The 25,776-nt window shown below is 39.2% G+C and carries 17 protein-coding genes; 13 read left to right on the plus strand and 4 right to left on the minus strand.

Annotation, left to right across the window (positions count from 1 at the left end; translation table 11 throughout):
• Window positions 1-319: 319 nt before the first annotated feature.
• Window positions 320-1,681, minus strand: coding sequence for a zinc-ribbon domain-containing protein (locus tag U8519_RS07700; RefSeq protein ID WP_334329738.1), 1,362 nt, complete (start codon window positions 1,679-1,681; stop codon window positions 320-322).
• 144 nt (window positions 1,682-1,825) lie between these two features.
• Window positions 1,826-2,578 carry a tyrosine-protein phosphatase gene (locus U8519_RS07705; protein WP_334329739.1) on the minus strand — a complete coding sequence of 251 codons (753 nt, stop codon included), beginning with the start codon at window positions 2,576-2,578 and terminating at the stop codon, window positions 1,826-1,828.
• A 68-nt stretch (window positions 2,579-2,646) separates the two neighbouring features.
• Here U8519_RS07705 and U8519_RS07710 point away from each other — a divergent pair, with 68 nt between their 5' ends.
• Both U8519_RS07710 and U8519_RS07715 read left to right on the plus strand, forming a co-directional pair.
• A complete protein-coding gene (locus tag U8519_RS07710; protein ID WP_334329740.1) occupies window positions 2,647-3,417 on the plus strand; it encodes a glycosyltransferase family 2 protein in 771 nt (256 codons plus the stop codon).
• 434 nt (window positions 3,418-3,851) lie between these two features.
• Window positions 3,852-4,097, plus strand: coding sequence for a hypothetical protein (locus tag U8519_RS07715; protein ID WP_334329741.1), 246 nt, complete (start codon window positions 3,852-3,854; stop codon window positions 4,095-4,097).
• Here the strand turns inward: U8519_RS07715 and U8519_RS07720 are convergent.
• Window positions 4,014-4,835 carry a LysR family transcriptional regulator gene (locus U8519_RS07720; RefSeq protein WP_334329742.1) on the minus strand — a complete coding sequence of 274 codons (822 nt, stop codon included), beginning with the start codon at window positions 4,833-4,835 and terminating at the stop codon, window positions 4,014-4,016. The two genes, U8519_RS07715 and U8519_RS07720, sit on opposite strands and share 84 nt — an antisense overlap.
• Window positions 4,836-4,933: 98 nt before the next feature.
• Here U8519_RS07720 and U8519_RS07725 point away from each other — a divergent pair, with 98 nt between their 5' ends.
• Complete coding sequence (locus tag U8519_RS07725; RefSeq protein ID WP_334329743.1) at window positions 4,934-5,959, plus strand: YeiH family protein; 1,026 nt, start codon at window positions 4,934-4,936, stop codon at window positions 5,957-5,959.
• Here U8519_RS07725 and U8519_RS07730 read toward each other — a convergent pair.
• The gene (locus U8519_RS07730) at window positions 5,956-6,195 is read right to left on the minus strand and encodes a hypothetical protein (protein ID WP_334329744.1); all 240 of its coding nucleotides are present in this window, start codon (window positions 6,193-6,195) and stop codon (window positions 5,956-5,958) included. The two genes, U8519_RS07725 and U8519_RS07730, sit on opposite strands and share 4 nt — an antisense overlap.
• Before the next feature lie 83 nt (window positions 6,196-6,278).
• Here U8519_RS07730 and U8519_RS07735 point away from each other — a divergent pair, with 83 nt between their 5' ends.
• From U8519_RS07735 to U8519_RS07780, 10 genes are all read left to right on the plus strand, one after another.
• On the plus strand, window positions 6,279-6,659 hold the full coding sequence (locus tag U8519_RS07735) for a YueI family protein (protein ID WP_334329745.1): 381 nt from the start codon (window positions 6,279-6,281) through the stop codon (window positions 6,657-6,659).
• 20 nt (window positions 6,660-6,679) lie between these two features.
• Window positions 6,680-7,663, plus strand: coding sequence for a ribose-phosphate diphosphokinase (locus U8519_RS07740; RefSeq protein ID WP_334329746.1), 984 nt, complete (start codon window positions 6,680-6,682; stop codon window positions 7,661-7,663).
• Between the two features lie 229 nt (window positions 7,664-7,892).
• Window positions 7,893-11,012, plus strand: a complete 3,120-nt coding sequence (locus U8519_RS07745; RefSeq protein ID WP_334329747.1) for a hypothetical protein — start codon at window positions 7,893-7,895, stop codon at window positions 11,010-11,012.
• Window positions 10,988-11,371: a hypothetical protein gene (locus U8519_RS07750; RefSeq protein WP_334329748.1), complete on the plus strand. Its 384-nt coding sequence runs from the start codon at window positions 10,988-10,990 to the stop codon at window positions 11,369-11,371. Before U8519_RS07745 ends, U8519_RS07750 begins: the two co-directional genes overlap by 25 nt.
• Window positions 11,372-11,535: 164 nt before the next feature.
• Window positions 11,536-14,133, plus strand: a complete 2,598-nt coding sequence (locus U8519_RS07755) for a hypothetical protein (protein WP_334329749.1) — start codon at window positions 11,536-11,538, stop codon at window positions 14,131-14,133.
• 354 nt (window positions 14,134-14,487) lie between these two features.
• Complete coding sequence (locus U8519_RS07760) at window positions 14,488-14,739, plus strand: hypothetical protein (protein WP_334329750.1); 252 nt, start codon at window positions 14,488-14,490, stop codon at window positions 14,737-14,739.
• Window positions 14,740-14,761: 22 nt separating this feature from the next.
• Window positions 14,762-17,113: a lectin-like domain-containing protein gene (locus U8519_RS07765; RefSeq protein ID WP_334329751.1), complete on the plus strand. Its 2,352-nt coding sequence runs from the start codon at window positions 14,762-14,764 to the stop codon at window positions 17,111-17,113.
• Window positions 17,114-17,321: 208 nt separating this feature from the next.
• Entirely contained in the window at window positions 17,322-19,994 is a 2,673-nt protein-coding gene (locus U8519_RS07770; protein ID WP_334329752.1) for a lectin-like domain-containing protein, read from the plus strand.
• A 193-nt stretch (window positions 19,995-20,187) separates the two neighbouring features.
• Window positions 20,188-22,875, plus strand: a complete 2,688-nt coding sequence (locus U8519_RS07775) for a hypothetical protein (RefSeq protein ID WP_334329753.1) — start codon at window positions 20,188-20,190, stop codon at window positions 22,873-22,875.
• Between the two features lie 168 nt (window positions 22,876-23,043).
• A complete protein-coding gene (locus U8519_RS07780) occupies window positions 23,044-25,641 on the plus strand; it encodes a lectin-like domain-containing protein (RefSeq protein ID WP_334329754.1) in 2,598 nt (865 codons plus the stop codon).
• Window positions 25,642-25,776 lie beyond the last annotated feature (135 nt).

Here is a 25,776-nt window from a genome sequence, read left to right on the forward strand (position 1 = left end):
ACTTGTATGGTATTGATTCTTATTCATCCCCGTATATATTAAATTTTAAAAACAAGGGGGTGCCCCCTTGTCTTTAATCCCATTCATTGTGGTACTCCGATACATATTCCGCAACGTCGGTTCTTTTAAGCCGGTGAGGAATTGGAACATGCAAACTCAGTCTTTATATGGAACTAAAGAAATGGGTTTTCGAAAATCGAACGTGTTTAAACATATTTGATTTTCTTAACCCAAATTATAGCAGGCAAACTTATAAATGCAAACAAAAAAGCCGTCCAAAACGTGGACGACTAGGTATTTGTACTCAATGTATATTTTTCTAAGCTTTCATTCTGGGATGCAATGAATATGCCATGATCAATGACACAATCGAAGTTACTAGCAAGATGTAGAAGCTGGCACCGAATTGAGTTCCACCGACAGCAGTCTGTCCGGTGATAACTGATGAGTTGACTGCACCAGAGTAGAAGATTGCAAAGACTAAAGCGTAGATGATCGTTGGTAGAACAGTGAATAATCGAACCATTCTGATACTGCCACGATTTCTGAAACAGGCTGCGATCAAAGCAATTACTGGTGATAAGAAACAGATCAGACGGATAGCTGAAGATAAGTTCACGATCAAAGTACTGTATTGATAACCGAAGTTAGCAGTATAACTAGCGGCTGAAGCAATGGTACTTGATAGTGAAACTCCGTTGATGAAAGGACCACCGATCGATGCGGCGAAGCCAATGATAGATGAACCGATGATGACTTTTTGACGAGTGTTCTTACCGTGTGAAGAATCAGTGACTTTTTGCTTCTTAGGCTTCTTGTATTCTTCTTGATATTGTTGTGGTTGGCCATCGGAAGTATGACTGTTATCACGTTTGAACTTTTTGTTGGCACTCATTTCATTACCATGGCTGACTTGTGAAGCTAAGAACCAGAGCAATAAGACGATTGCTAAGGCGATGAAACCGTAGTTTCTTTTGACTACTAGTAAGATAGCCACGATAATAACTGCAAAGATCCCAAGATAAGCATTGTTCTTCGCAAATTTACCCATGTTATGGATCAAACCATCATTAGTATCATTCTCGGCTTGTTCACGCTTCTTTTGTTCTTTCATCTTCTTTAATTCACTCTTGGTAGGCTTGAAAGGATCCTCGCCGTTTTTGAAGAGTCGATTCTTAAAGTCTTGAGTAGTGTTAAGAGCTGATGATTCGTGCTGTTGTGAAGCATGAGTAGGATTAGAAGTTCTCGGTGCTGCATAAGGCTTAGCAGCAGCTTGTCGAAAAGCATCCTTATCATAGGCAACTGTACGGTCCTCCAAGGCTTCATCAGGGACCTTTTTGGTACTGTCAAAAGTACGAACGGAATCGTACTTAGGAGTAGTTGGTTTGACGACAGGCTTTTTGTGAACTACTTCTGAAGCAGGCTTCACCGAGCTGTATTCTCTTTGTTGAGCAGGAGCTTGCTCGTATTTAGGTTTGGATTCAGAAGTTACTTTTTCAGGTTCAGAATCATTTAATTCTGCTTCGATATCGGACAATGATTTGATAGTGTCATCGTCTTTTTTTGAAGCTGCTTGTTTTTCTTCGTTACGTTTAGTTTTAATTGAAGTTAGATCATAGCCACAGTTGTCACAGAACTTTTGTGATACGTCAACTTTGTGGCCGCAATTTGGACAAAACATTCTCATTCCTCCATTGTATTAACAGACTTTAGTATACAAGATAAATATACTTGTATAAAGATGTTGGTGTGAAAGTTCATGAAACTTTCACATATCGAACCTCCATTATACAAAAAAATCTCAGCCGTCGCTGAGAATGTGTGCTTAGTCTTCCAAATAAATATCTTTTAATCTTTGCAACTTAGTTTTGTCAAAATGCAAAGCTTGAGTTAGATAATTCTCGAAGCTTCCATAATAGTGTTTTATCGCGTCAAAAACCGAAGTAATACTCTCTAAGTCAGCCTTAGTCATGTTCATCTTGTTGATGTCTTGATTACCATTCTTATCGTTTAGAGTTTTTTCGATAGTTTCAGAATCGGAATACATCAAGTTAGTCAACAAGTAGTCACGGGCAATGGTCTCATCGTCGACACCCAGGGCTTTGAGAATCAAAATGGCAGCCATGCCAGTTCGATCTTTTCCGGCGGCACAGTGAAATAGTAAGGATTTTTTTTCTTGATTATTTTCTAATAATAATTCAAATAATAAAGCGTAGGCACGTTGTCCGTATTTGTCTAATAGGACACTTTGATAGATCATGCCTAAGTAGGATTGAGTGTTGCTCAAAGCACTGGCTAGCTTGTCACCATTGCCCATTAATGGATAAACCGGGTCGGAATAAATTTGGTAAAAATCAGTACTCTGATCTGCCCAAACTTGTTGTTCTCGATCGCCACGAAAATCCACCACGTACTTTAAGCCGTATTTTTTAAGGTAATTTAAAGCTTGTGGAGTTAAATTACTTATATCTCCTGAACGAAGGAGTTTATTATATTTAATTTGTTTACCATCAGTGGTTTTATATCCTCCCAATTCACGTAAGTTTATGGCTCCGTCAAGATTTAAAATTCGTTTCATGTTTTTTCCTCCTCGGATTCGTTGCGTATTATAGGTCTTTCGAAGTAAAATACTATTAAGGTGATTTAATGGTAAATAATAAACTTTCAATCATAATGACAACTTATAACGTTGCCAGCTATGTTGTGTCGACACTTGATTCATTGGTCGCTCAAACTAATAAGAATTTTGAATTGATCGTGGTGGACGACTGTTCGACCGATAGTACGTTGGATATTATCGCAAGTTATGAAGCTAAGTACGATTGGATATCGTCGTATGCTCACACTAATAATTCTGGTGTTTCAGCAGCTAGAAACACTGGACTAAAGCATATCTCTGGCAATCTTGTCACTTTTATCGATGGCGATGATTGGTTAGAACCGGGATATGTTGATTTCTTTTTAACCGTTTTTGAAAATACTGACGTTGATCTTGCAACGTGCGGTTTCTTTATTGATAACGAAAACGGCAAGAGCAAGGTCAAGTCCGATAAGCGTCAAAACGGCTTCGTTGACCGTGATGAAGCTATCAAACAGATAACCAAGATCAGTGGCACGATCATGGGATACACTTGGAACAAAGTTTATCGTCGCAGCCTGATCGAAGCTAACTCGATCCACTTTCAGACGGATCTGGATTTGATGGAAGATCAAGTTTTTAACGTTGAATATGCGACTGTTGCGAAGAAGTTTTATCTCGACAATATTCCTCTGTATCATTATGTTTCACGCAAGGACAGTATTACACGCAAGTTTGCGATGGAAAATGTCCGTGATGTTGGTGTTGCCAATTTGCGGGTTTACAAGACGATCAGAGATTCTCGTTTGGACAAGGACAATCGAGAACAAATCGAGTAAAACTTTGTGCAACTATATTTTAACAAATTAACGGGAGTGTGACGTTGGAATAGTATTGGATTCTGGTTCTGATGCCGCTTCTGGTCAGCAGTAATTCCATCTGTGGCGGGACCAGCCCGAGCCAAAAAGCGGTCTCGAACTTTGCTTTCTTGCTTTACACAAATCGCAAATCAAGAAAGACATCCGTGCTGTAAATGCGGGAAGACCGCCCGCATTAACACCACAATCGCCACGGATTCCATTACTGCTGACCTCCAGCTCAATTTATCGACTATATAAAAACAGTGTGTTCTGGCAAATGAATATATCATCTATTCATTTGTCAGGGCACACTGTTTTATTCTTTTTGGGTATAAAAAAATTCGATATTATTTTGTTGGTAAGCAGATATTAGAAAATAGAAGTAATACGAAATTAGCTGAGGATGGTCAACAATGGAATCCGCCGTAAAAGTGTTCTTAGCGATTTATCGCTTAGAACACTGGACGACTTTGAAGACTGCAGGCTTCAAAGCGAGGCCGAAGACGAAGACTGAGGCCGGTCCACGGCAGATGGAATTGTTGACCATCCTCAGCGGCATCAAAAACCACAAAGCATCAAAACAACCCACGACAAGTCTTGATAGTGTAATTGATACACTCGTCGATATCATCGAAATGATGACTTTCAGAGCGCATTAAATAGAATTTTCGTTCGTATTTGTAATTCAACATTTGGTAATCCAAACCTTCAGCGGCTCGCTTAGAAATAATCGACTTGCCAAAATTTTGCTTCAAAAGTCTGACGATCATTTCATTATTTTTCACTTCCATCTTAGGTTCAGTGATATTGTTCTCAGCTAAGTACTGCTTAGTGTAGTAGTAAACCCCAGATGATGGTTCTCTCACTAACCAAGGATCGCCATTGTCGACTAAGACTAATTGATCATCGCATAAGCTAGTACGCTTGATGTTACTGGCAGCCAGTGGCTTCTCGATGAATCCGAAGTCTAGATTGCTGGCTTCAATGCTCTCGAGAACTTCCATTGAATTCATCATCCGAATAGTAAAGTGGATGTTAGGGAATTTCTTGTAGAGTTTTGGTAGAAGGATCGGTAATAGGTAGATGGCAAAGGTGTGCGAAGCGCCGATATCACAAGAGATTTTTTTGTCAGCGTCGTGACGGATCTCTTGTCTGAGATCTTCCCAGTCGTCGATCAAGTCGATAGCTCGTTTGTAGAGGATATCTGCTTGCGGGGTGGCGAGGATCTTTTGGCGACCGTTGCGAATGAATAGTTTGATATTGAGATCATTCTCCAGCTGCATTATTTGCGATGAGACGGTTGGTTGTGAGACGAACAATATTTTTGAGGCTTTCGAGAAGCTCTTAGTCTCATAAACGGTTTTGAAAGTTTCTAATAGTTTAAGGATGATGATCAACTCCTATCAGGATTATTAATGGAAGCTATTAGGTTATCGAATAATTTAATCGTAGTTCTACCGATATACTTAAGAGACTGTCATAGGAGGTTAAGTATATGGATTTAGAAACTAGTAAGGATACAAGGATGCAAAAAGTCATTGCAACCTTACCAGGACTGGGATTATCAGTAGTGGTAGCGATTATTGCGAAAGTTGCGGCAATTTGGTTGCCGAGTCTTGGAGGAGCAACGATCGCAATTTTATTAGGAATTATTTTGGGGAATACTTTTTTTAAGCAGTCGACTCTTTCGATCGGGACTAAGTTTTCCGAGAGCAAGTTGTTGGAATATTCAGTCGTATTGTTAGGCTTTACCGTGACCTTCCAAACCATCGCTGAGATGGGAGTACCTGGATTGGTGTACATTCTCATGATGATGACTACTGTTATTATTTCAGCTTATGCGATCGGGCGCAAGCTAGGTTTTAGTGAGAAGATGTCCTTGATGATGGCTGGAGGAAATGCTGTCTGCGGATCTTCTGCTATTGGGGCGATCGCTCCGGCAATTGACGCTGATGATGAAGAGAAAGGGCAGATCATCACATTAGTTAATTTGTTGGGAACAGTAATGATGCTGACACTGCCATTTCTTGGTCTGGCGGTTTTTGGCGACAGTCTGCTCAGTAAGAGTGCCTTGCTTGGGGGAACGTTACAATCAGTGGGGCAAGTAGTTGCAGGTGCAAGCTTGATCGATTCGCAAACGGTTAAGTATGCGATGTTATTCAAGATAACTCGAATCATTATGCTGGTCGCTGTGGTCTTCTTCTTCGAAAAGAAAGTGAATCACAATTCTAGTGTGCCGGTAAATACGCATAAAAAAACAAGAATGCCGATTCCTTGGTACGTCTTGGCATTCTTGATCATTTGCATTATTAACAGTGTGACTACGATGCCGACGATCTTTGGTGATAGTGCGCACGTGGTCAGCACTTGGTTTGAAACGACAGCTTTAGCAGCAATCGGCTTGCGACTTGATCTAGCGAAGTTCTTAAAAGAAGGGCCTAGATTCTTGATTTATGGATTAGCAGTCGGTAGTGTTCAGACGATTGCCGCCTTGCTGTTTATAACTTTGTTAAAAATTTAGATTTTTTTCTTCAAATGATAAGGAATAACTGATTTATCTGAATCTTTGACTTGAGACTTCTCATCCTTTGCGAAGTAGACGACGAAACTCTTCTTGTCGGAAACATCTTCCGCAACGATCAAGGATGATTCATAAGGATCTTTAGCTTTATAAATTTGTGCTCCACGAACTGCCTCTCCAAAATCTTTTGAGTTAGCAATTGCGTCACCAGGGTTAAAAAATACCATTTCATCCATAGATAACACATCCTTTCTTTATTCCTATTATACCGTTATCATAGTATGTATAATAGGAATAACAGTTCGAAAGGTGGAAATCAATGACTAATGTTGAGGATTATATTAAGAAAAATATTTTTGGCAAGCCGCAATTAAAACCGGACGAAAAAAATAAGTTTCTCGGAAACTTTGCAGAACGTGTAGGTATTGCTCTGACAATAGCACAGTTAAAAAATGACGCGAATGTAAAGACGGTTGAAAACGTTATGAAGAAGTATCCGCAGTATCATTTGTATTTAAATGGTAAAATTGACTCGTATATACTGGATAAGTACCTTCAATTAAGTGTAAAATTGAACTATAAGTTTACAATCGTCTCGCAGTCTGCCGTACGCAATAAGGAACGTGTCATGACGGATAATGATATGGGCCTTGTGATTGCGGACGAAAGTAAGCCCATTGATCGACCAGTATTAATATAATTTTGGAGGACAGACCAGATATGTCTAATACATCATTAGATAAAATTGCTTTACTTTCTTTGAATGGTAATCAACCATTAGCCAAGAGAATTTCTGAATATATGGGTGTTCCATTGTTGGACGCATCCGTTTCTCACTTCGCAGATGGAGAAATCAATATTCAAATCAATGAGAGTATTCGTGGAAAAGACGTTTACATCATTCATTCAGTTTCAGATCCAGTTAACGACAACTTCATGGAATTAATGATTGCCGTTGATGCTCTAAGACGTGCAAGTACGAAACAAATTATTTGTGTATTGCCTTACTTCGCATATACACGTTCAGATAGAAAGTCTCGTGCACGTGAACCTATCTCAGCTAAGTTATTCTCTAACTTGCTAGAAATGGGTGGAGTTGACCGTGTTATTGCGTTGGATATGCACGCTGATCAAATCCAAGGATTCTTCGACATTCCTGTCGATCACTTACGTGCCATGCCTATCTTCGCCAAGTACTTCATGGACAAGATGGACGACAAGCAAGATGACTTCGTCTTCGTTGCACCTGATCATAACTCAATGAAACGTGCGCGTGCCTTGGCAGAAGTATTCGGTTCACAAATTGCTATCGTTGATCAAAGATCAACTGAAATGGAAGATATTGTTCCTGGTGTCATCGGTGACGTTGAAGGCAAACATTGCGTTATCGTAGATGACTTAATTGATACTGGTACAAGAATGATAAATAGTGCAGAAGCCTTGAAGGAAGCTGGAGCAGTTGATGTTTATGCCGCTGCTACCCACCCAATTTTCTCTAAGAACGCTGCCAAAGATCTACAAAACTCAGAACTTAAAGAAATCGTTGTAACAGATTCGATCGTTGTTCCTGAAGAATGCAAATTCGCTAAGTTGAAGATCTTGTCAGTTACAGACTTACTTGGAGACTCTATCAGAATGACAGAGATGGACGAATCAACTAGTTCATTGTTTGAAGTTCGCGATGGATACACAGTTATTAAGTAGTTAATTCAAATAGACTTGTTTACAGATCACGATGATTTGTAACAAGTCTATTTTTTTGCCCTAATTATAATTTCATTTTTAAATATAAATTCTTATAGTTATTGGAAAATTTAAATGATATACATAATGTATTATATAAACTAATAATTAATTAAATAACAATTATACGTATTGTGTTATTTGATTGATCTGAGGGATAAGTATATTTATTTAAGATGAGGATTTGCTTATGAAAAATAAAATGGGAAAAATTTTATTCGTATTGCCATTTTTGGCTTTATTGCTTGTAATGACTAATATAACAGTCATTAAAGCTGCAGTTCTGACCGAGAAGGATGTTTTCAACGCCGCTCCCGCCGGAATAAAGTTGGACGATTACTTCCAATATCCAACGAGTTATTCAGGAACTAGTGGCAAGGTCGTGAATAACAGTATCAAATTATTCAATAATAATGAATATCCTAGTGATATCGTCAAAATGACTGGTAGTCCTAATCAAGTGGCTTCTATTTGGGGGAAGGCCATGGAAGATGGCAGTAACGCGACAGATGGTAATTATAATTATAACTACTTAGATCTGAGCAAGCGACAGACTATATCCGCTTGGATGTACTTTGGCCAAGGGTCCAGTAAGCAAGGGGTCACTACGGCCAATACTGACGGGATGGCATTTGTGCTTCAAAACGATAGTGATGGGTACAATGCTATTGCTAAGGGAATAAGTACTGACGGTACTACACCTGATACTGGGGAATCATTGGGGGTTTGGTCAGGTGGTGGTAGTCCTTCAACTGCCAGCACTACAACTGATTATGCCAAAGGTGCAATCCAGAATAGTATTGCTATTGAATTTGATGCTGCACGTAATGAAACTGCATCTAGTAGTAGCAGTTTGCTTAATAATGATTTGGATGGATTAAAAAAGAATGATACGTATGTAGGTAAAGGTCAACATGTGGCATGGAACTATCCAGGTTCAGCGAATACTTATCAGCAGGCTGGTAATTTTAGTACTCTTATAAATACTACTGGAGGGATTTTGGGTTGGAAAAATATAACCGGTTATTACTATACTATGGAGCCGCTAGATCCAAAGAATAATACTTACATTGTTGCAGAAAATTATGATGAGGTAGATACAGCTTGGAAGCACGTTACTTTTAATTATTATCCACCAACTTCAAGTGGCAGCACAACGGCTCATATGTCGATTGCCTTCGCTGATAAGACATATGATGGAACGATAAATCCTTATTCTCAATGGGATGGTATCGGTGTCGGTGGTGTTCATACGCCGGTTGAAATAGATCTAAGTAAATTAGGATTAAAATCTGGTCAAACCAAGATTCGTTGGGGTATCACGGCTACTGACGGTTCATATAACACGGTTGATCAACCACAAGCGGTCATCTTTGAATCGATTCCAGCGATAGCTAACGTCTTATCGACTACAGGATTATTCGATATTACGCAAAATAGAGATATTCCTGATTTGGATCGTAATTCATCGGCAGACGCCAATGTAAATAACGGCGACAAATTAAGATTCGATTATTCACTGGATTATAGTTCAGGACTTATTGGTACAGGTGATATCACTACAACGGTCAACCTTCCTAAGAACGTTGACTTCACTCCGGATGGTGACGGAAATATTGGTCAGATAGTTTATGGCGATAAGACTGTCGATATCCCTAGTTCAGCTTTGAGCAGTGATGGAACTAGCGTCAATCTAACCTTGGATAGTTTGGCAGAAGCTAATCCTTCAGCTAAGATCGAATTAATTGGGACCGCCAGTGTGCCGGATACTGCTACCGCAACTTCTACAACGGTAGAACCAGCCCACACTGCTTATCGAAGCAAGCATTATACCAATGATGCCATGTCACCGAAGTTCATTATCAATAATGAATCGTTAGTTATTAACAATACCGATGAGTTGAATAAGACTATCAAGTCGGACGAATCGGCGCAATTAGCGGGAACTGTCAGCTATCAAAAAGGTAGCAAGTTCGATGGTAAGGATTTAACTGTTCATACTTCTGTTGATGGCAAAGCACTAGAAGATGGTACTTTGTCAGTTGCTGCCGATGCGACTCAAGGTAATTATTTGTTGGCACTGAGTGGCAGTGTTCTAGGAACTGGTACACATGAAGTGAAACTTTATTTAACAGATTCTGGTCATCGCATCTCAAATACAATAACTTACGAGATCGTTGTTAAACCTGACAATTCTTTGGTCATTACACCGACAACGGATCTGACTAGAACAGTTACGAACAATAAGGATCAGACGATCTCTGGAACTTTTGTTCATGAAGATGGATCCTACCTCGAAAGTGGCGACCCGACAGTTACTTATCAAGTAACTAATGAAGGCCGTGATCCGCAAGCTCCAGTTACTACGACGGTGAGTGATGATAAGTTTAGTTTTGATTTGAAGCCAATTGCTGCCAAAGATAATATCGACAATATTGATGACTTCATGGCGGATGACAATAATTATCAAGGCTTAGTGCTGACTGAAGGTAAGAATACGATCGATGTTACTGTCACTGATAGTGCCGGGCATTATGGTAAGGTCAAGTATGTCATCAATGTGCCAAAAATCACACCGAAGATTTCTTCGGATGAATTGAATCCAACGATCACTGATCTTGACGGGAGCCATTTGTCATTGAGTTATGAATATCCTGATAATCCTGATTACTTATTAGGTAAGGATGATCTGACATTTTATGAACAGGTGGATAACGAACCGGAAACCGTGAAGTTCGCTGATCCGACTGCTGATGTTAAGACACCATATGAGATCGACCCAATGGCTTCTTCAGTACTCCAAGGGAAGACTAGTTCCGGAGCTCACACGGTAAAGATGTACGGTGTTGACCCATACGGCCGGAAGTCATCTGAATTGACTTATAATATTACGGTTTTGGAAAAATATCTTAAGCTCAATGTGGATGATTATAAGTTTGAAACGATCAATTCCGGAGCAGAGAAGGCTGGTTACATTCATCGTTCTGGTGATTGGGATGTTGATGTTACTAGTTTGAAGTCTGACTGGAAGCTGACAGCTACCGGTGGAAACTTTGTTCAAAACTTCGATGATGGCAAAGCTGCCGAGACTTTGAACGGTAATATGATTTTTGTTAGTGGAAATGATACTTCTGATCTGCAAAATACGTTGATTGCTTCTGGTAAGTATTCGGGAGATAATTTGCCTCAGATTACTGATGTTTCTAGTGATTGGGGATATGACGATGGTATTTTGTTAGACTTGCGCTCTTTTAATAGTCCTGGGATTTATAAGAGTTTGATTTCTTGGAATTTGGTGGAGAGTGTTTAAGTTGGGTGTCGTCTCCGGGAAAAAGTGAAAAATCTCCTGCTGTGCGACCGCTTGGAGCCTTGGTCTCCAAGCTCGATTTTGGACTTCGCAAGGTACGCGAATTCCAAAATACGTCGGTGCTGTACGAACGAGTAACTCGCTCGTTCTACACCACTGGCACTGCTGGAGTTTTTCACTTTTTCCCTCCGACTTGTTTGGATGTTCTTCAGTCAGATAGATATATTGATACAAAAATGCCTGCTGGCAACTTCATGCTGAAGTTGCTCGCAGGTATTTTTTTTGGCTTCTTTTTAATTTTTGTTGATATAATAAATAATTTATTTTTGTTTAAAAAATATATTATTAATTGGGCTATCTAATTCATAACATTATTTATAAACTGTATTTTTACTAAAAAATGTCATTTTTGGTAATTTTTTATTTTCTGATGTGGAACCATTTTCATTTTGATATAGGTTATGTTAATAATGAATATATTTTTACCACATATACTATAAATATATTTGTCATGAGAGGGAGCCAAATGAGGAATAGAAAGAAATTGATAATGTCTATTTTGGGCACTATTTTATTTTGTGTACTTTTAAGTTTGAAATTCTCTGCGATGCCTGTTCGTGCTGATCTGGATGCTGATGGGAGGAAGGCAACTCCACAGGGATTGGCACTGATGAATGGTGACGGTAAGGATTCTTATTTTACATATGTTGATAATTTTATGGCTAATTATCCGAACCATGCCACGATAATCAGGGGACAGAATCCTAATTATTCGGAATCTGATGCGGTTCAATTGACTAGTGGAACTAAGCAATTGAGCTCTATTTGGAGTGATATTGATAAGGGCAATTACATTAATACGGCGATACCACAAAAATTGTCAATGTGGTTGTATTTTGGTCATGGTGAATTGCCAGCTGATGGAATTGCTTTGGTTCTTCAAAACGATCCCCGCAAGGAATATGCAATTACTACCTATAATAATAAGCCGGTAGATGGTGAAACTTTAGGTGTATGGGGACCGGATGTCGACAAAACTCAAACTAAACCATCAGTCGTGGCAGCGAATGCCATTCAAAATTCTTGGGCACTGGAATTCGATACTTTTTTGAATCGGAATTCGACGCCGGAATTAGGAAGTTACTTTGATTATGATTTTGAATCAACATCGAAAGGTAATCAACACATGGCCTGGAATTATCCAGCTTTAGCAGGTACTTACGAGTACAATTGGACCACTGGTGCTGTTTTCAAGCTAGTTCATAATGACGCCAAACAATATTTAAATCTAACGCGTGGTACTACTGGTGATAATTCGTGGCATCACTTATCAATTGACTATCAACCGCCGGTTACTGGATCGACCAAGGCTAGTTTAACTTATTCATTCAATGATAAGAAGACTAATGGAGAACCGGGATCGATGTTGAGTACTCCAGCTGATCAGCCGTATTCTAACACTGTCGATCTGGACTTAGCTAATTTTCATTTTGATAAAGATGCGAATGGTGTGACTGATACTAAGTTAAGATATGGTTTCACCGGTTCCACTGGAGCTAGTGCATCCTTGAATATGGCAGTGTTTGAGACTATGCCGTCATTAGTCAACGCCAGTTCGGAAGTAAAGGTCTACAATGTCTCTCAAGGTAATCGGGAGATCAAAGAAGGAGACGCCAAGAGTTACAATAATAACTTGATCAAATTCAGTTATAACTTGAATTATTTATCTGGTCAAAATGACTTATTGAATACGGTCGCCACGATAAATCTACCGAAGAATATCGTCTACAATACAACAGGAGATATTGGCAATGTGGTTTATTCAGATGGAAAAATTGAACCAATACCAGCTTCAGAGGTGACCAATGGTGTGCTTAGTCACAGACTGAAACGTGGTTTGAATAACGGTCTAAAAGGTGCCAAGGTCGAAATCACTGGCGTTACTAAGATCGAAACTAACAGTAACAAAACGACAGTTGCCAGTGCGCATGCTTTGATAAAGGGTGACTTGTACAAGGGAGATCTGAACACGCCTAACTTCTATATCATCTCTGAACCTCGCCACTTATCGATCAAGTCGACATCAGCTCTCAATCAAAATATCGGGGTGGGTGATACTGCTAACTTTGCCGGAACGATGTCGTATGATGATTCCACCGTTATCAAGAATGAGAATATGTCGATCTTAATGACAGTCGATAACGGAGAACCAACTACTTATAAGGATACTTTGAGTAAAGACGGAGAATTCTCCTTAGATATTGCGGATGCGGAAAAATTACCAGTGGGGCAGCATTCGGTTAATATTCAGGTGATCGATCAAAATGGCATTGCCTCTAACGTACTGACGTATTTGGTCAATGTGACGGCAGTCAATCCAGTATTGTCGACTGATAATCCAGACCTAACAGCGGTTCAGGCGTTAAAGGCCGTTAATATTCCGGCTCACATCACTTATGATGGCAATGTTACTTTTAGCAGCACGGATCTGACTTGGAAGATGAAAGTAATGAATCAGGATGGAACACAAGTTATCAAGGATAATATCAGTGCTCCGATTCAAGATGAGTTTTCTAAGGTTTTGGAGCAAGATTTAGTTCAGAACTTTTCCATGGACAGTCTTGGTATAACCGAACCGGGCAAATATCAAATAGAAGTTTACGTTAAAGACCAGCGTGATCGCCAGTCCAACGTGGTTACTTACAACTTGGAGTATTTGGCGAAATCAGCTGATTTGATCCACGATGACTATGCTTTTCAGTCGATAAACACAAGTAGTGAAATTAGAACGGTAAAACGAGCTGGTAAGTGGAAGCTAGGCGTCAACAGTGTTGATTCCGCTTGGTCATTGTCGGCTAAGGCTACTGATATGGTGGGGAAAGATGCTGAAGGAAATGATATTGGCAATTTAAAGGGCAATATGATTTTTGTAGGCAAAGACGATATAGCCCACGATATGGATTCGTATGTTTTGATCGATAATCAGACTGAGGCATTGACGAACGATTATGATATCAGCGGCAACTGGAAGCCAACTAATGGTATCTTGTTGAGAGTTTTGCCTAACCCACTGGGCGGTCATTATACTGGGCTGATCGATTGGTGTTTGAGCAATACAATTTGAAGTGGTGGTTGTTTTGCCGCTTCCGGTCAGCAGTAATTCCATCTGTGGCGGGGCCAGTCCGAGCCAAAAAGCGGTCTCGAACTTTGCTTTCTTGCTTTGCATAAATCGCAAATCAAGAAAGACATCCGTGCTGTAAATGTGGGAAAACCACCCGCATTAACACCACAATCGCCACGGATTCCATTACTGCTGACCTTCAGCTAATTTGAATAGTACAAACAAAATAGCACATCACGATATAATATTGTGGTGTGCATTTTTTTGCTCTGAGAAAGTATAAAATTTGAACAGTAAAGTATTAGTGGTTGCTAATAAATATAGAAGTAATACAAGTTTAGCTGAGGATGGTCAACAATGGAATCCGCCGTAAAAGTGTTCTTAGCGATTTATCGCTTAGAACACTGGACGACTTTGAAGACTACAGGCTTCAAAGCGAGGCCGAAGACGAAGACTGAGGCCGGTCCACGGCAGATGGAATTGTTGACCATCATCAGCGGCATCAAAAACTACAAAAATGCTTATATCAAAATACAACAAATTCGTTTGAATTTTTTATATAAATATCATGTCATAAGAAGTAACATCTATATAGATACATATGAATAATTTCACGAGGATATAGATGGTTATGAACAAGCAATTGAGAAGGAACTGTGTAATATTGGTTGTTGCTTCAATACTTCTTTTTCTTTTCTTGGGCAAGTCGACTACCACAGTTAAGGCTAATCCAAGCATATCTGATGTTCTCAAAGCAACACCGTCGGGGATGGATCTGGAGGATTATTTTGAGGCGCCAACTAAGTACACTGGCAATAGTACAGTACCTAATAGTTTGAAGATTATCAAAAAAGGTCAAGCTGGAAACAAGTCGGATGTCGTGCAAATGACTGATAAGACTAATCAGCTGGCCTCAATTTGGGGTAAAATGGCGACCGCTGATGCACCGGATACGCCGTATAATTATTTTGACGTGACTAAAGAACAGAATTTTTCAGCCTGGATGTATTTTGGCGACGACTTTACGAGATCCGGAGATGGGATGGCGTTTGTTATCCAAAATGACCCCAACGGGATCGATGCTATTTCTAAGAAGCTGACGGCCTTAGGTGGGTCGTATCCCCAAACTGGTGAAACTATCGGCGTTTGGGGTGGATTTGGTTCACCGACTGCTCAGAAAATGGCGGATGGTGCTATTAAGAATAGTTTTGCTCTAGAGTTTGATACTCATCACAATGATACTAATATGACTTGGCAGGGGTTTATCTGGCAACAAGGTGATTTCTTCGATGGTCTCAAAAGCGGCAAGGATTTTGTGAATAAGGGTCAGCACATTGCCTGGAGTTATCCCAATCAAGCCAGTGCTTATCACGAAGGTCAAAATGTCTGGACCAATTATTTTGATTTGGTACACCATGATGTAATTAATAATTTAGTTCTGTCTGGTAACGATAAGATCAAGGAAGTTTGGCATCATTTTACTTTTAAATACATGCCGCCAAGTGGCGACAGTACCATAGCGCATATTTCGTATGTCTTCGATGATAAAGACTATGATGGTTCCATCAGAAAATACCGCTATTGGGACAAGCGCCCTCGTAAAAAAGGTGATCACATTGATATCGATACTAAGTATTTCCATTTGAAACCTGGACAAAAAAGGATCCGTTGGGGTTTCACCAGTGCTACTGGTTCACCCGGAACCAAAGATACCAATAATGCAATTGTGCTTGAATCCATTCCGGCTGTTGCTGATATCAAAACAAGTTCGAGCCTGTATGATTTCACCCAAGAACGAGAGATCCTTGATCATGATCAGAATCAGCAGGCAGATGTGAACGTCAATAATGGTGACAAATTGGAATTCGATTATTTACTGAATTATAATTCCGGACTAGCTGAGACTGGACCAATAACTACCAAGATGAACTTGCCAGACTATGTCGATTTTAAACCCAAGGCCGATGGGGTTATTGGGAAGGTTATTTGTAATGATAAGACAATAGATCTTACCCAGGATGAACTGGGTGAAGAGCTTGATGACCAAGGTAAGACAGTCAAGTTCTTGAATTTTAAGCTCGACAGTCTGGGATATGACAATAATAATGTTCGAATCAAGCTATTTGGTAATGCGGATATCGGTAGCGATGTCTCTTCAAAGGTCACCAATGTTCAACAAGCGCACACGTCATTCTCTAGTCCGCATTACAAAGGTGATCTTATGAGTCCACAGTTCAGTATTAATCCAGTTGAAGATACTTTGACCGCAGCGGCTACTTCCGCCAAGGTTGTGAAAGTTCAACATAGCCAAAAATTTGAAATGAACGGTAAGATCGAATATGCCAAGGGTTCTAAGTTTGATAATAATAAGCTGTCCTTACATACGGTGGTCGATCAAGGGACACCCAATGTGACTGAGTTACCGATAACCCAAGATTCTCAACAAAAACATTATAGTATAATGATGAAGGCCAGTTCTCTGTCGCTAGGCCGGCATACGATCACAGTTTACGTATCCGATGCAAAGCACAGGTTTTCGAATAAGGTAGATTATGAAGTGATCGTTGATAAAGATACAACCGTCTTGAATTTGCAGAGTGATCCTAGTTACAGTTTTCAGGACGTTAATCAAACCTATGCACCACAGTTGATCCATCGCAAAGGAAAGTGGAACTTGAAAGTTGAAAGTCTCAATTCGATTTGGAGTTTAAAAGTGCGAGCCTCATCATTGATAAATTCCAAAAGCAAGTTGCCCTTAGCCGGCGGTTTGATCTACCGAGATGGTAATACTGAAGTACCATTGAATAGTGAGCCAGTTTTGTTAGGAGAAGATAATACCTTGAGCAATCAAGACAGAATCTTTGATATCGCCGGCAATTGGTTGCAAGATTCAGGAATTCTTTTGAAAGTCCGTTCTGATGCTACCGGCGGAAGTTATGAAGGAACGATTTCCTGGACTTTGACCAATAGCATTGATTCGTAAACAGGCAGTGAATATCAATAATATATTATTTTAAGTCAAAAAAGATGCCCAATTATTTGTAATTGAGCATCTTTTTTTTGTATAGAGAAAGTATATAGGTGTAATATTATTTTTATAAATAAGAAAATTAATTATTATTATTGCGATTTTTATCTCTAAAGGAATTCTTGGGGGAATGATTTCGGAGACGATTGAGGCGGTGTTCATTATGAGGATACGAGGTTTACAAATATACTTGGGAGTATTTTTTGCTCTATTGATAGGGTTATTTAGTCTGCCCTTAAAAACTGATCAGGTTGAAGCAGCAGCTATTGTCAGTCCAGCGGATGTATTGAAGGCAGCACCTGAAGGACTAGATTTACATGATTATTTTGAAAAACCAGATACTTATAGTGGCAGTTCTATTAAAGATTCAGCTACTTTGGTTAATAAGGGGGACAAAACGCCAACTGATTTATATGAAATGACTACTGGTACAGATCAATTAGGTTCAATCTGGGGAAAAATGACCGATTCTGGCAATGCGGATTATAATTCGTTTGATGTTACTAAGGATCAAACCTTTTCCATGTGGATGTACTTCAGTGGTACTGAAGGAGCATCAAGTGATGGTATGGCATTTGTAATTCAAAACGATGACAAGGGAATCAATGCTATTTCAACTTATAATCAGAATCAATTTTTTAATTCTGTAAGGACCCCTAAAACAGGAGAGAGTATTGGAGTTTGGGGTGGTAACGGTAGCGGTAGTAGTAATATGATAATAAATACAACTGATTTGGCGGCTGGTGCTATTCAAAAGAGTATTGCAGTAGAATTTGATAGCTATATGAATACTACTATACCTGATTTATCGAGTGGTAAAGATGATGACTTTGACGCAGCTGTTGATTCATCAAATTCTCGGCAAGTTAGGGGACCGCATATAGCATGGAATTATCCAGCGGATTCTGATACATATAAGTACAACAATACGGGATTTTATGCATACTATCAAATGAATCATAATAATCCGATTCCCGATACATATCTGGCAATCGATGATATGGTTAAGGGTGTACCTAAAGATTCTTGGCATCATGTAACAATCAAGTACACGGCACCTGAATCAGGTAGTACTACAGCTCATTTACAGTATATTTTTGATGATAAAGATACTGATGGTAGTGTTAAAAAATATAGAGAATGGGATCAAAGGGGTGACGGTGCCGACAATATGACTCATAAAATTATCGATATTGATATTAGTAAACTGAATTTAACTAAAGGTCAGACAAAGGTTCGTTGGGGTATTACTAGTTCTAGTGAAACGCCAACCATAAATGCGGTCATTTTCCAATCGCTTCCAGCTTTAGCTAATGTCAGCGTACCAACCAACCTGTATGATAAGACTCAAGAACGTAATATTCTTGATGCTAATAGATATCCTAGTCAGGATTATAATGTCAATAATGGTGATCAACTTCGTTTTGATTACAACTTAAATTATGACTCTGGGATGATGGGTACAGGTGATATTACTACGAAGATCAATCTTCCTAAGCATGTTGATTTCACTGCTGACAGTGATGGTAATATCGGTGAGGTCGTGGACTCAAATGGCACACAGAAAATCAAAGCAACTGACTTAAATTCCGACGGTACGATTTCGTTAACCTTGAAAAGCTTAGATAGTAGTAACCCTAATGTCGAGATTCACTTGAATGGTAAAGCTGATATCGGCGATAATACGACAGCTTCCTCCACAGATGTGGATCCAGCACATATTTCTTACGAGGGTAGTCACTATACTGGTGATGCTATGACACCAGAATTTACTATTAATCCAGTTACTGACACGTTGAAAATCGCCAATACTGATGATCTGAATAAGACGGTCAAGCTAGGAAATAGTGCCAGTATGAACGGAACCATTAGTTACGATAAAGGATCTAAATTTGGCAGTGATAGTGTGACAGTACATACTAAAGTAGACGGCGTTCAACAAGACGACGCAACACTTTCAGTGGATTCAACTGCTACGACTGCTGATTACGCATTGAAGTATGACGCTGACACATTGGGTGTTGGTACTCATACAGTAGAGGTCTATGTTTCTGATTCTAAGCATGTAGTGTCGAATCATATTACTTACAATGTGACGGTTGAAGATAAAAAATTAATACTTACTTCAGATAATGAAACTAGTTATACTATTTCTCCGGAAGATACAATATTGTTTACTGGCAGTATCAGTTATGATGATGGTACTGATTTGGATTCTAGTAATACATATATTTCATATATAGTGAATGGAAAGACAGTTTTGCAAGGTAAACCGATGTTTAACGGTTCAGATCATTCTGTCTATAACTATTCCTATAAGTTGTCCGCATCAATTTTAAATTCAGGTAAGAACACTTTAACGATAACTGTAGTTGATGGAGATGGTCGTACGTCGCATGTTGATATAACCATCAACGTAACCACCAAGGTACTTACGCTAGAGAGCAATAAATCCTACAGATTCCAAACAACTAATCAGTCTAATGAGGAGAAACTGATCAGACGTTCTGGTGATTGGGATTTGAAAGTCACGAGTGCTAAGACACCTTGGAGTTTAACGGCTCAGTCAACGGCACTAATGAACAGCACTACGCATCTGCCAATAATGGGTACGATGATTTATCGCAATGGCTTGAATCAATCTTCACTACAAGATAATCCAGTGTTGATCTATTCTGATGATAATGTCAGCAACGATACAGTCGTTACTGATGTTACCAAGAACTGGACTGATGACACCGGTATTCTGTTAAGTGTTCAACCAGATGCTTCCGCTGGATCTTACACCGGTGAGATAAATTGGACTTTGACGGATAGTATTGATACGACGAATTAAACTTGGACGCCAACTGTAAAAAGTTGACGTCTATTTGTTTGCTTAGAAATATTCCATTTTATGAAAAGAAAAATATATATAATGGAATATTATAGCCATGGTGCATATGATAGAATTAATTTAATGATAAATGTGATGTTTTTAACTTAAACGAAGAGGCGATTAATAAAAGCAGAATAGAGGGGATGACGTAATGAAAAAGCGGCATGCAATGATTCATATTGGGGTATGGCTCATGTTCTTGATGGGTCTATTTTTCGTGGGCTCAAAAACTAATGAGGTTGAGGCTGCTCCGACTAAAGATGCAGTATTCATGGGAGCACCTGAGGGGATGACTGGTATTAAAGATTATTTTAATATACCTGGAAGTTATACTATTGGTGAAAAGGTCTCAAATAGTGCTCAAATTTTAGAAAAGGGTGATACGGTTAATACCGACATTGTTCAAATGACCAATGGGGTAGAAAATTTGAGTTCCATTTGGGGAAAAATGTCATCTGATAATAAAGAATACAATTATTTCGATATAAGTAAAAAACAAACCTTTTCTATGTGGCTTTATTTTGGTGATAAAAACTTTAATTATAATAAATACAACGAAGATAAGAATGACATTGATAGTAACAATGGTTCAGGAGAAGGAATGGCATTTGTTATTCAAAACGATGATAAGGGTGATGATGCAATTTCGTTCTACAAAGGAGGGCTGGTGTCACTTCTAAATCCAAAGACACCTATAGGCTTTGAATCTCTGGGCATCTGGGGAGGTACAATATCACCGAATTCTATTTTAAGTTCATCGATTTCATCCGCAAGTGAGTTTAAGAATGGTGCTATTCAGAATAGTTTTGCTTTAGAGTTCGATACTCAAAGAAATGTTTCAAGTGGAAAAGACGATGTATTTGACGCGACCTTAGAAAAAGGTTCTAAGCAAGCTAAGGGTCAACATATTGCTTGGAATTATCCTGCTAGCGAAAGCACTTATCAAAAGAATGGAAGCTATTTTAATATGCAGCACAAAGATGTAATTCCCAACTTAGATATGTCAGGTGACGGATCAGTAAGTGAAGCTTGGAAACATTTTACTTTTATTTATTATCCACCTGAAAATGGTAATAAGCCGCATATTTCATACTCCTTTGATGATAAAGAATACGATGGATCGATCAAACCATTTAATGAGTGGAATATCAGAGGTGATGGTATTAAGCATGACAACATTGAATTGGATTTAAGTGAATTCAACTTAAAATCAGGTCAAACCAAATTACGTTGGGGTCTAACTAGTTCAACTGGAAGCACTATAACGAATAATGCTGTAATTTTCGAATCGATTCCGGCAGTCGCTGACGTCAATGCGACAACTAATCTCTATGATTATACACAGGAACGTGATATTCCGGACAGTGATAAGGATTCTACGGTTGATGATAATGTCAATAATGGCGACAAGCTTAGATTTGATTACAATTTAACTTACAATTCAGGCTTTGAATATACTGGAGATATTAAGACACAGATCAATGTGCCTGAGAATGTGGATTTCACAGCCGATGAAGATGGTAATATCGGTGAAATTGCTTATTCGGAAACAGATATAGAAAAAATCAATGCTTCGGCACTGAACGCTGACGGCACGATCAATTTGACTTTGAGAAGTATGGGTAGTGATAACGCTAGTGTTCAAGTCAGATTGAATGGAACAGCTAATATTGGCTCGAATGCGTCAGCCGAAAAGACTGCAGTTTTACCAGCCCACACCTCATACGATAGTACCCATTATACTGGGGATGTCATGACACCAAAATTTCACATCAATCCATTGACGGATACTTTGCGCTTAGCACCAAAGGATCCTGACGATGATATGACAAGAACTATCAAAACTGGCAAGGAAGCCGTCATGGATATGAATATCAAATACCAAAACGGTTCAACCTTTGGTAATAATAAGGTTACTGTGACTACGATCGTTGACGGAGAAAAGAGCGTATCCGATTACACGGTCGATCCTTCCGCAGCGGATTCTGATTATTCATTAGTTCTGAGTGGATTATCAGTCAAATCACATGATGTAGAAGTATATGTGACTGATTCGATGCATCGAATATCCGATCACTTGAAGTATACGGTGAATGTGGAAGATAAGAAGCTGTTGCTCGATGTTGATAATGAAAGAGAGATTACTATGTCTAGCGATGATGTGCTACATATTACGGGTTCTATCAGTCACGATGATGGCAGTAACTTTGTCGGAGGTCTATCTAGAATTGCATACTATATAAATGGAGAATTGCGTTTATATGATATGACTAAAATTGACGATGATGATAAGAGTATTTATGAGTTTAAATATGATTGGAACGGGAGTGTATTCAAAGAAGGCGATAACGAATTAAAGATAATTGCTCAAGATGTAGATAATTTAGGCAATATCGTCAGAGAATCCGAACCAGTAACGATCAAAGTCTACATAACAAACAAACTGCTCCAATTAACAAGCGATAAAAACTACAAGTTCCAAGCCTCCAATCAATCTAACGAAAGTAAGATCTTAAAACGTGCTGATAAGTGGACGTTGGACGTAACTAGTGCTAAGACTTCGTGGATCTTAACGGCTAGATCTGATGGTCTAATGGGATCTAACGGTATACCACTATCTGGAGATATGATTTATCGTAAAGATGGCAATGAATATACTTTAGCCGACGATCCAGTGGAGATCGATCGCGACGGTACAGTAAGTACTGACAAGGAAATAACTCATATTGCGGATGAATGGTTACCAACGGAAGGTGTCCTCTTGAAGATCCAACCTAATGTTTCTGCCGGAACGTATACTGGTGAGATAGAATGGACCTTGGTTGATGGTTTGATGTAATAATTAGTTGAATATAAATATAATCGTTGCTGATGTAGCAACGATTTTTTATTTTTTATATCCAATAATTGTAGTGTTCAACTTTGAAAATAAATTATTTCAATATATGAAATATATACAATTAGTATCTTTAGTATCCTTTATTTGTGTATGAAGGAGGAAGTATTTTTGAGACGAAGAAAACTACCACTGACTTTATTTTCTTTGCTGATGGCTTTTTTTGTATTGTATTGTAGTACGAATCGGGTAAATGCCACGACCCGAGATGACGAAGCTACTAAGGCAGTAGCACCGCGAGGATTATCGCTGACTGACAAGGCTGATGCTAAGAATTACTTCACATATGTTAAGAAGCTGGGAAGAACTGATCCTCGTGATAATAGTGCTCGGATCATCGAGCAACCTAATAAGAATAATCCTAATACTGATGCGGTCTTACTGACTGACGATGTTAATCAGCTGGGAACGATTTGGAGTGATGAGAACAAGAATAATTACATCGATACTAGTGTCAAACAGACTTTGTCGATGTGGCTTTATTTTGGCTATGCCAAGAATCCTGCTGATGGGATCGCAGTGGTTCTTCAGAACGGCGGGGCGGATGCTGTTGATATAGATAAGGATGGAATTGCCCACGGTGGAGAGACTTTAGGCGTCTGGGGCACTGATAATGAACCGGCAAATGGGGAACCTCAGGTGATTGCCTCACGTGCCATCCCTAGAAGCTGGGCTTTGGAATTTGATACGTTCATGAACAACAGTGGGGTTGCTTCTTCTTTGAGCGCCTTTGACACGTACCTTAATGCGGATGAGAATAATAATAACCAGCACGTTGCTTGGAATTATCCAGCAGATCCGGGAACTTATACCCCTGATTACGGTACAGGTGGTGGTAATGGGAGCTTGTTTTATATGTACCACAATGACGCCGAAGAATTTTTGCGCTTGACCGGCAACAGCAAGCCGGAATACTCATGGCATCATTTGACTTTGGAATATACACCGCCAGCTGATAGCAGTACTAAGGCATCACTCAAGTATACTTTTAATGACAAGTTGATCGACGGTACTCCGGGGACAGTTCCTGAGAATCGAAAGTTTAGTCATAACGTTAGTTTGGATCTGACTAAATTTGCGGATAAAGATGGTATTATTCCAAACAAACTGCGTTATGGCTTCACCGGCTCGACTGGGGCAGAAGCTTCGGTCAATATGGCAATCTTCGAAACAATGCCTTCATTAGTTAATGCGGATATTAGTTCGAATGTGTTTGACCTATCTCAAGCTGAACGTGAAGTTCTCTCTGGAGATCAAAATGTTCGTGATGGGGATGATATGAAGATCGGCTATAACTTGATTTATGAGACTGGGAAGAGAACGTTGAAGAATGCTGTTGCCAGGTTGAATCTTCCAAAACACCTGCAATATGCTGATTCAGGTGTCATCGGCCAAGTGAATTATTCAGACGGGACTGTTGATCAAATAACAGCTGATCAAGTTAATGACGGGGTATTAACTTACAACTATACCAAGGAGTTTGACTTGGACATGCGAGCTGCTTCTATCTATATATATGGGAAGGCAAAAGTCGACAACAATGCTGATACCAAAGTTCCAGCAGCTCACGGGATAATTGAAGGTGATCTTTACAAAGGTGATGTCAGTACGCCAGACTTCACGATCATTCCTAGGGTCAAAAAACTAAACATCGCAAAGCTGCCATCAACGACCTCAGTTGAAGTAGGGAAATCATTAGAATTGAACGGGACGATGACTTTGAGTGATGACAAACAGAAGCTAGATCTGAACAACGAGGATGTCTATCAGATTTATCGCATCGATGGCGGTGATATTAAGTATGGTCGGGATACGACTAGTCCTAATGGTAAGTTCAGTATTACGTTGAATACTGGGAATGGGATGGATAAAATCCGTCCTGGTAAGCATACGATCGAGGTCTATGCACTGACTACTGATCTGATCTCTTCAGAGGAGATTCTCAAGTATGATGTGGATGTGCATGAGAAGAATCCGGTTCTGACTACGGATAATACGGATATTACCGTTTTGAAATCTGATAATAAAGTCAACTTACCTGCCAAAGTATCCTATGAAGATGCACATAAGTTTGATACAGCTGATTTAACTTGGCATATGAGAGTCGATGACGGGGAAGAGTCGACTGAAAAAATTCAAGAATCTCAAAGTAGTGTGGATCAAATCACCTGGACACAAATTTTTGAAGCATCAGAATTAGGTATTACTGATACGACACATGTTCCGTATCTGGTTCACGCCTATGTAACCGACAAGTACGGCGGTAAGTCGAATGAATTGGCATATGAGGTGACACTTCTGTCTAATTCAGTATCACTAGATTATGAGCCAGATTACTCATTTGAACCTGTGAATACGAGTGGGGAAGATATAGTAGTAAAGCGCAATGGGAAATGGAAATTAGGAGTTAATAGTACAGACTCCACCTGGAAACTGTCAGCTAGTGCCTCGAAGTTGTTCTCATTTGATCAGAACGACAATAAGATTAGTGAACTAAATGGCGGCTTGATCTATGTTAATAAATCAGGAATAAGTCTGCCAATGTCTTCAGAAGTTTTGATTGCTGAAGACGACGAAAAGGAAACACTCGACTTCGATGTTGCCAAAGAGTGGCGTGATTATACAGGAGTGTTGTTGCAGGTTCAGCCACATCCTAGTGGTGGAAAATATAAAGGTGAAATTGATTGGTATTTGTCTAATACAATTTAATTCGATTCATACAAAAAATCGCACATTCAGTTGATGAATGTGTGATTTTTTATGTATTATTTTATTTTTCGTAAATTATTTTTTTATTATCCGACTTGTATATACAGATAATCCTGCCATAATAGAGGTAGGGAA

It is taken from the genome of Companilactobacillus sp. HBUAS59699, assembly GCF_036913575.1.
Taxonomy (GTDB): domain Bacteria; phylum Bacillota; class Bacilli; order Lactobacillales; family Lactobacillaceae; genus Companilactobacillus.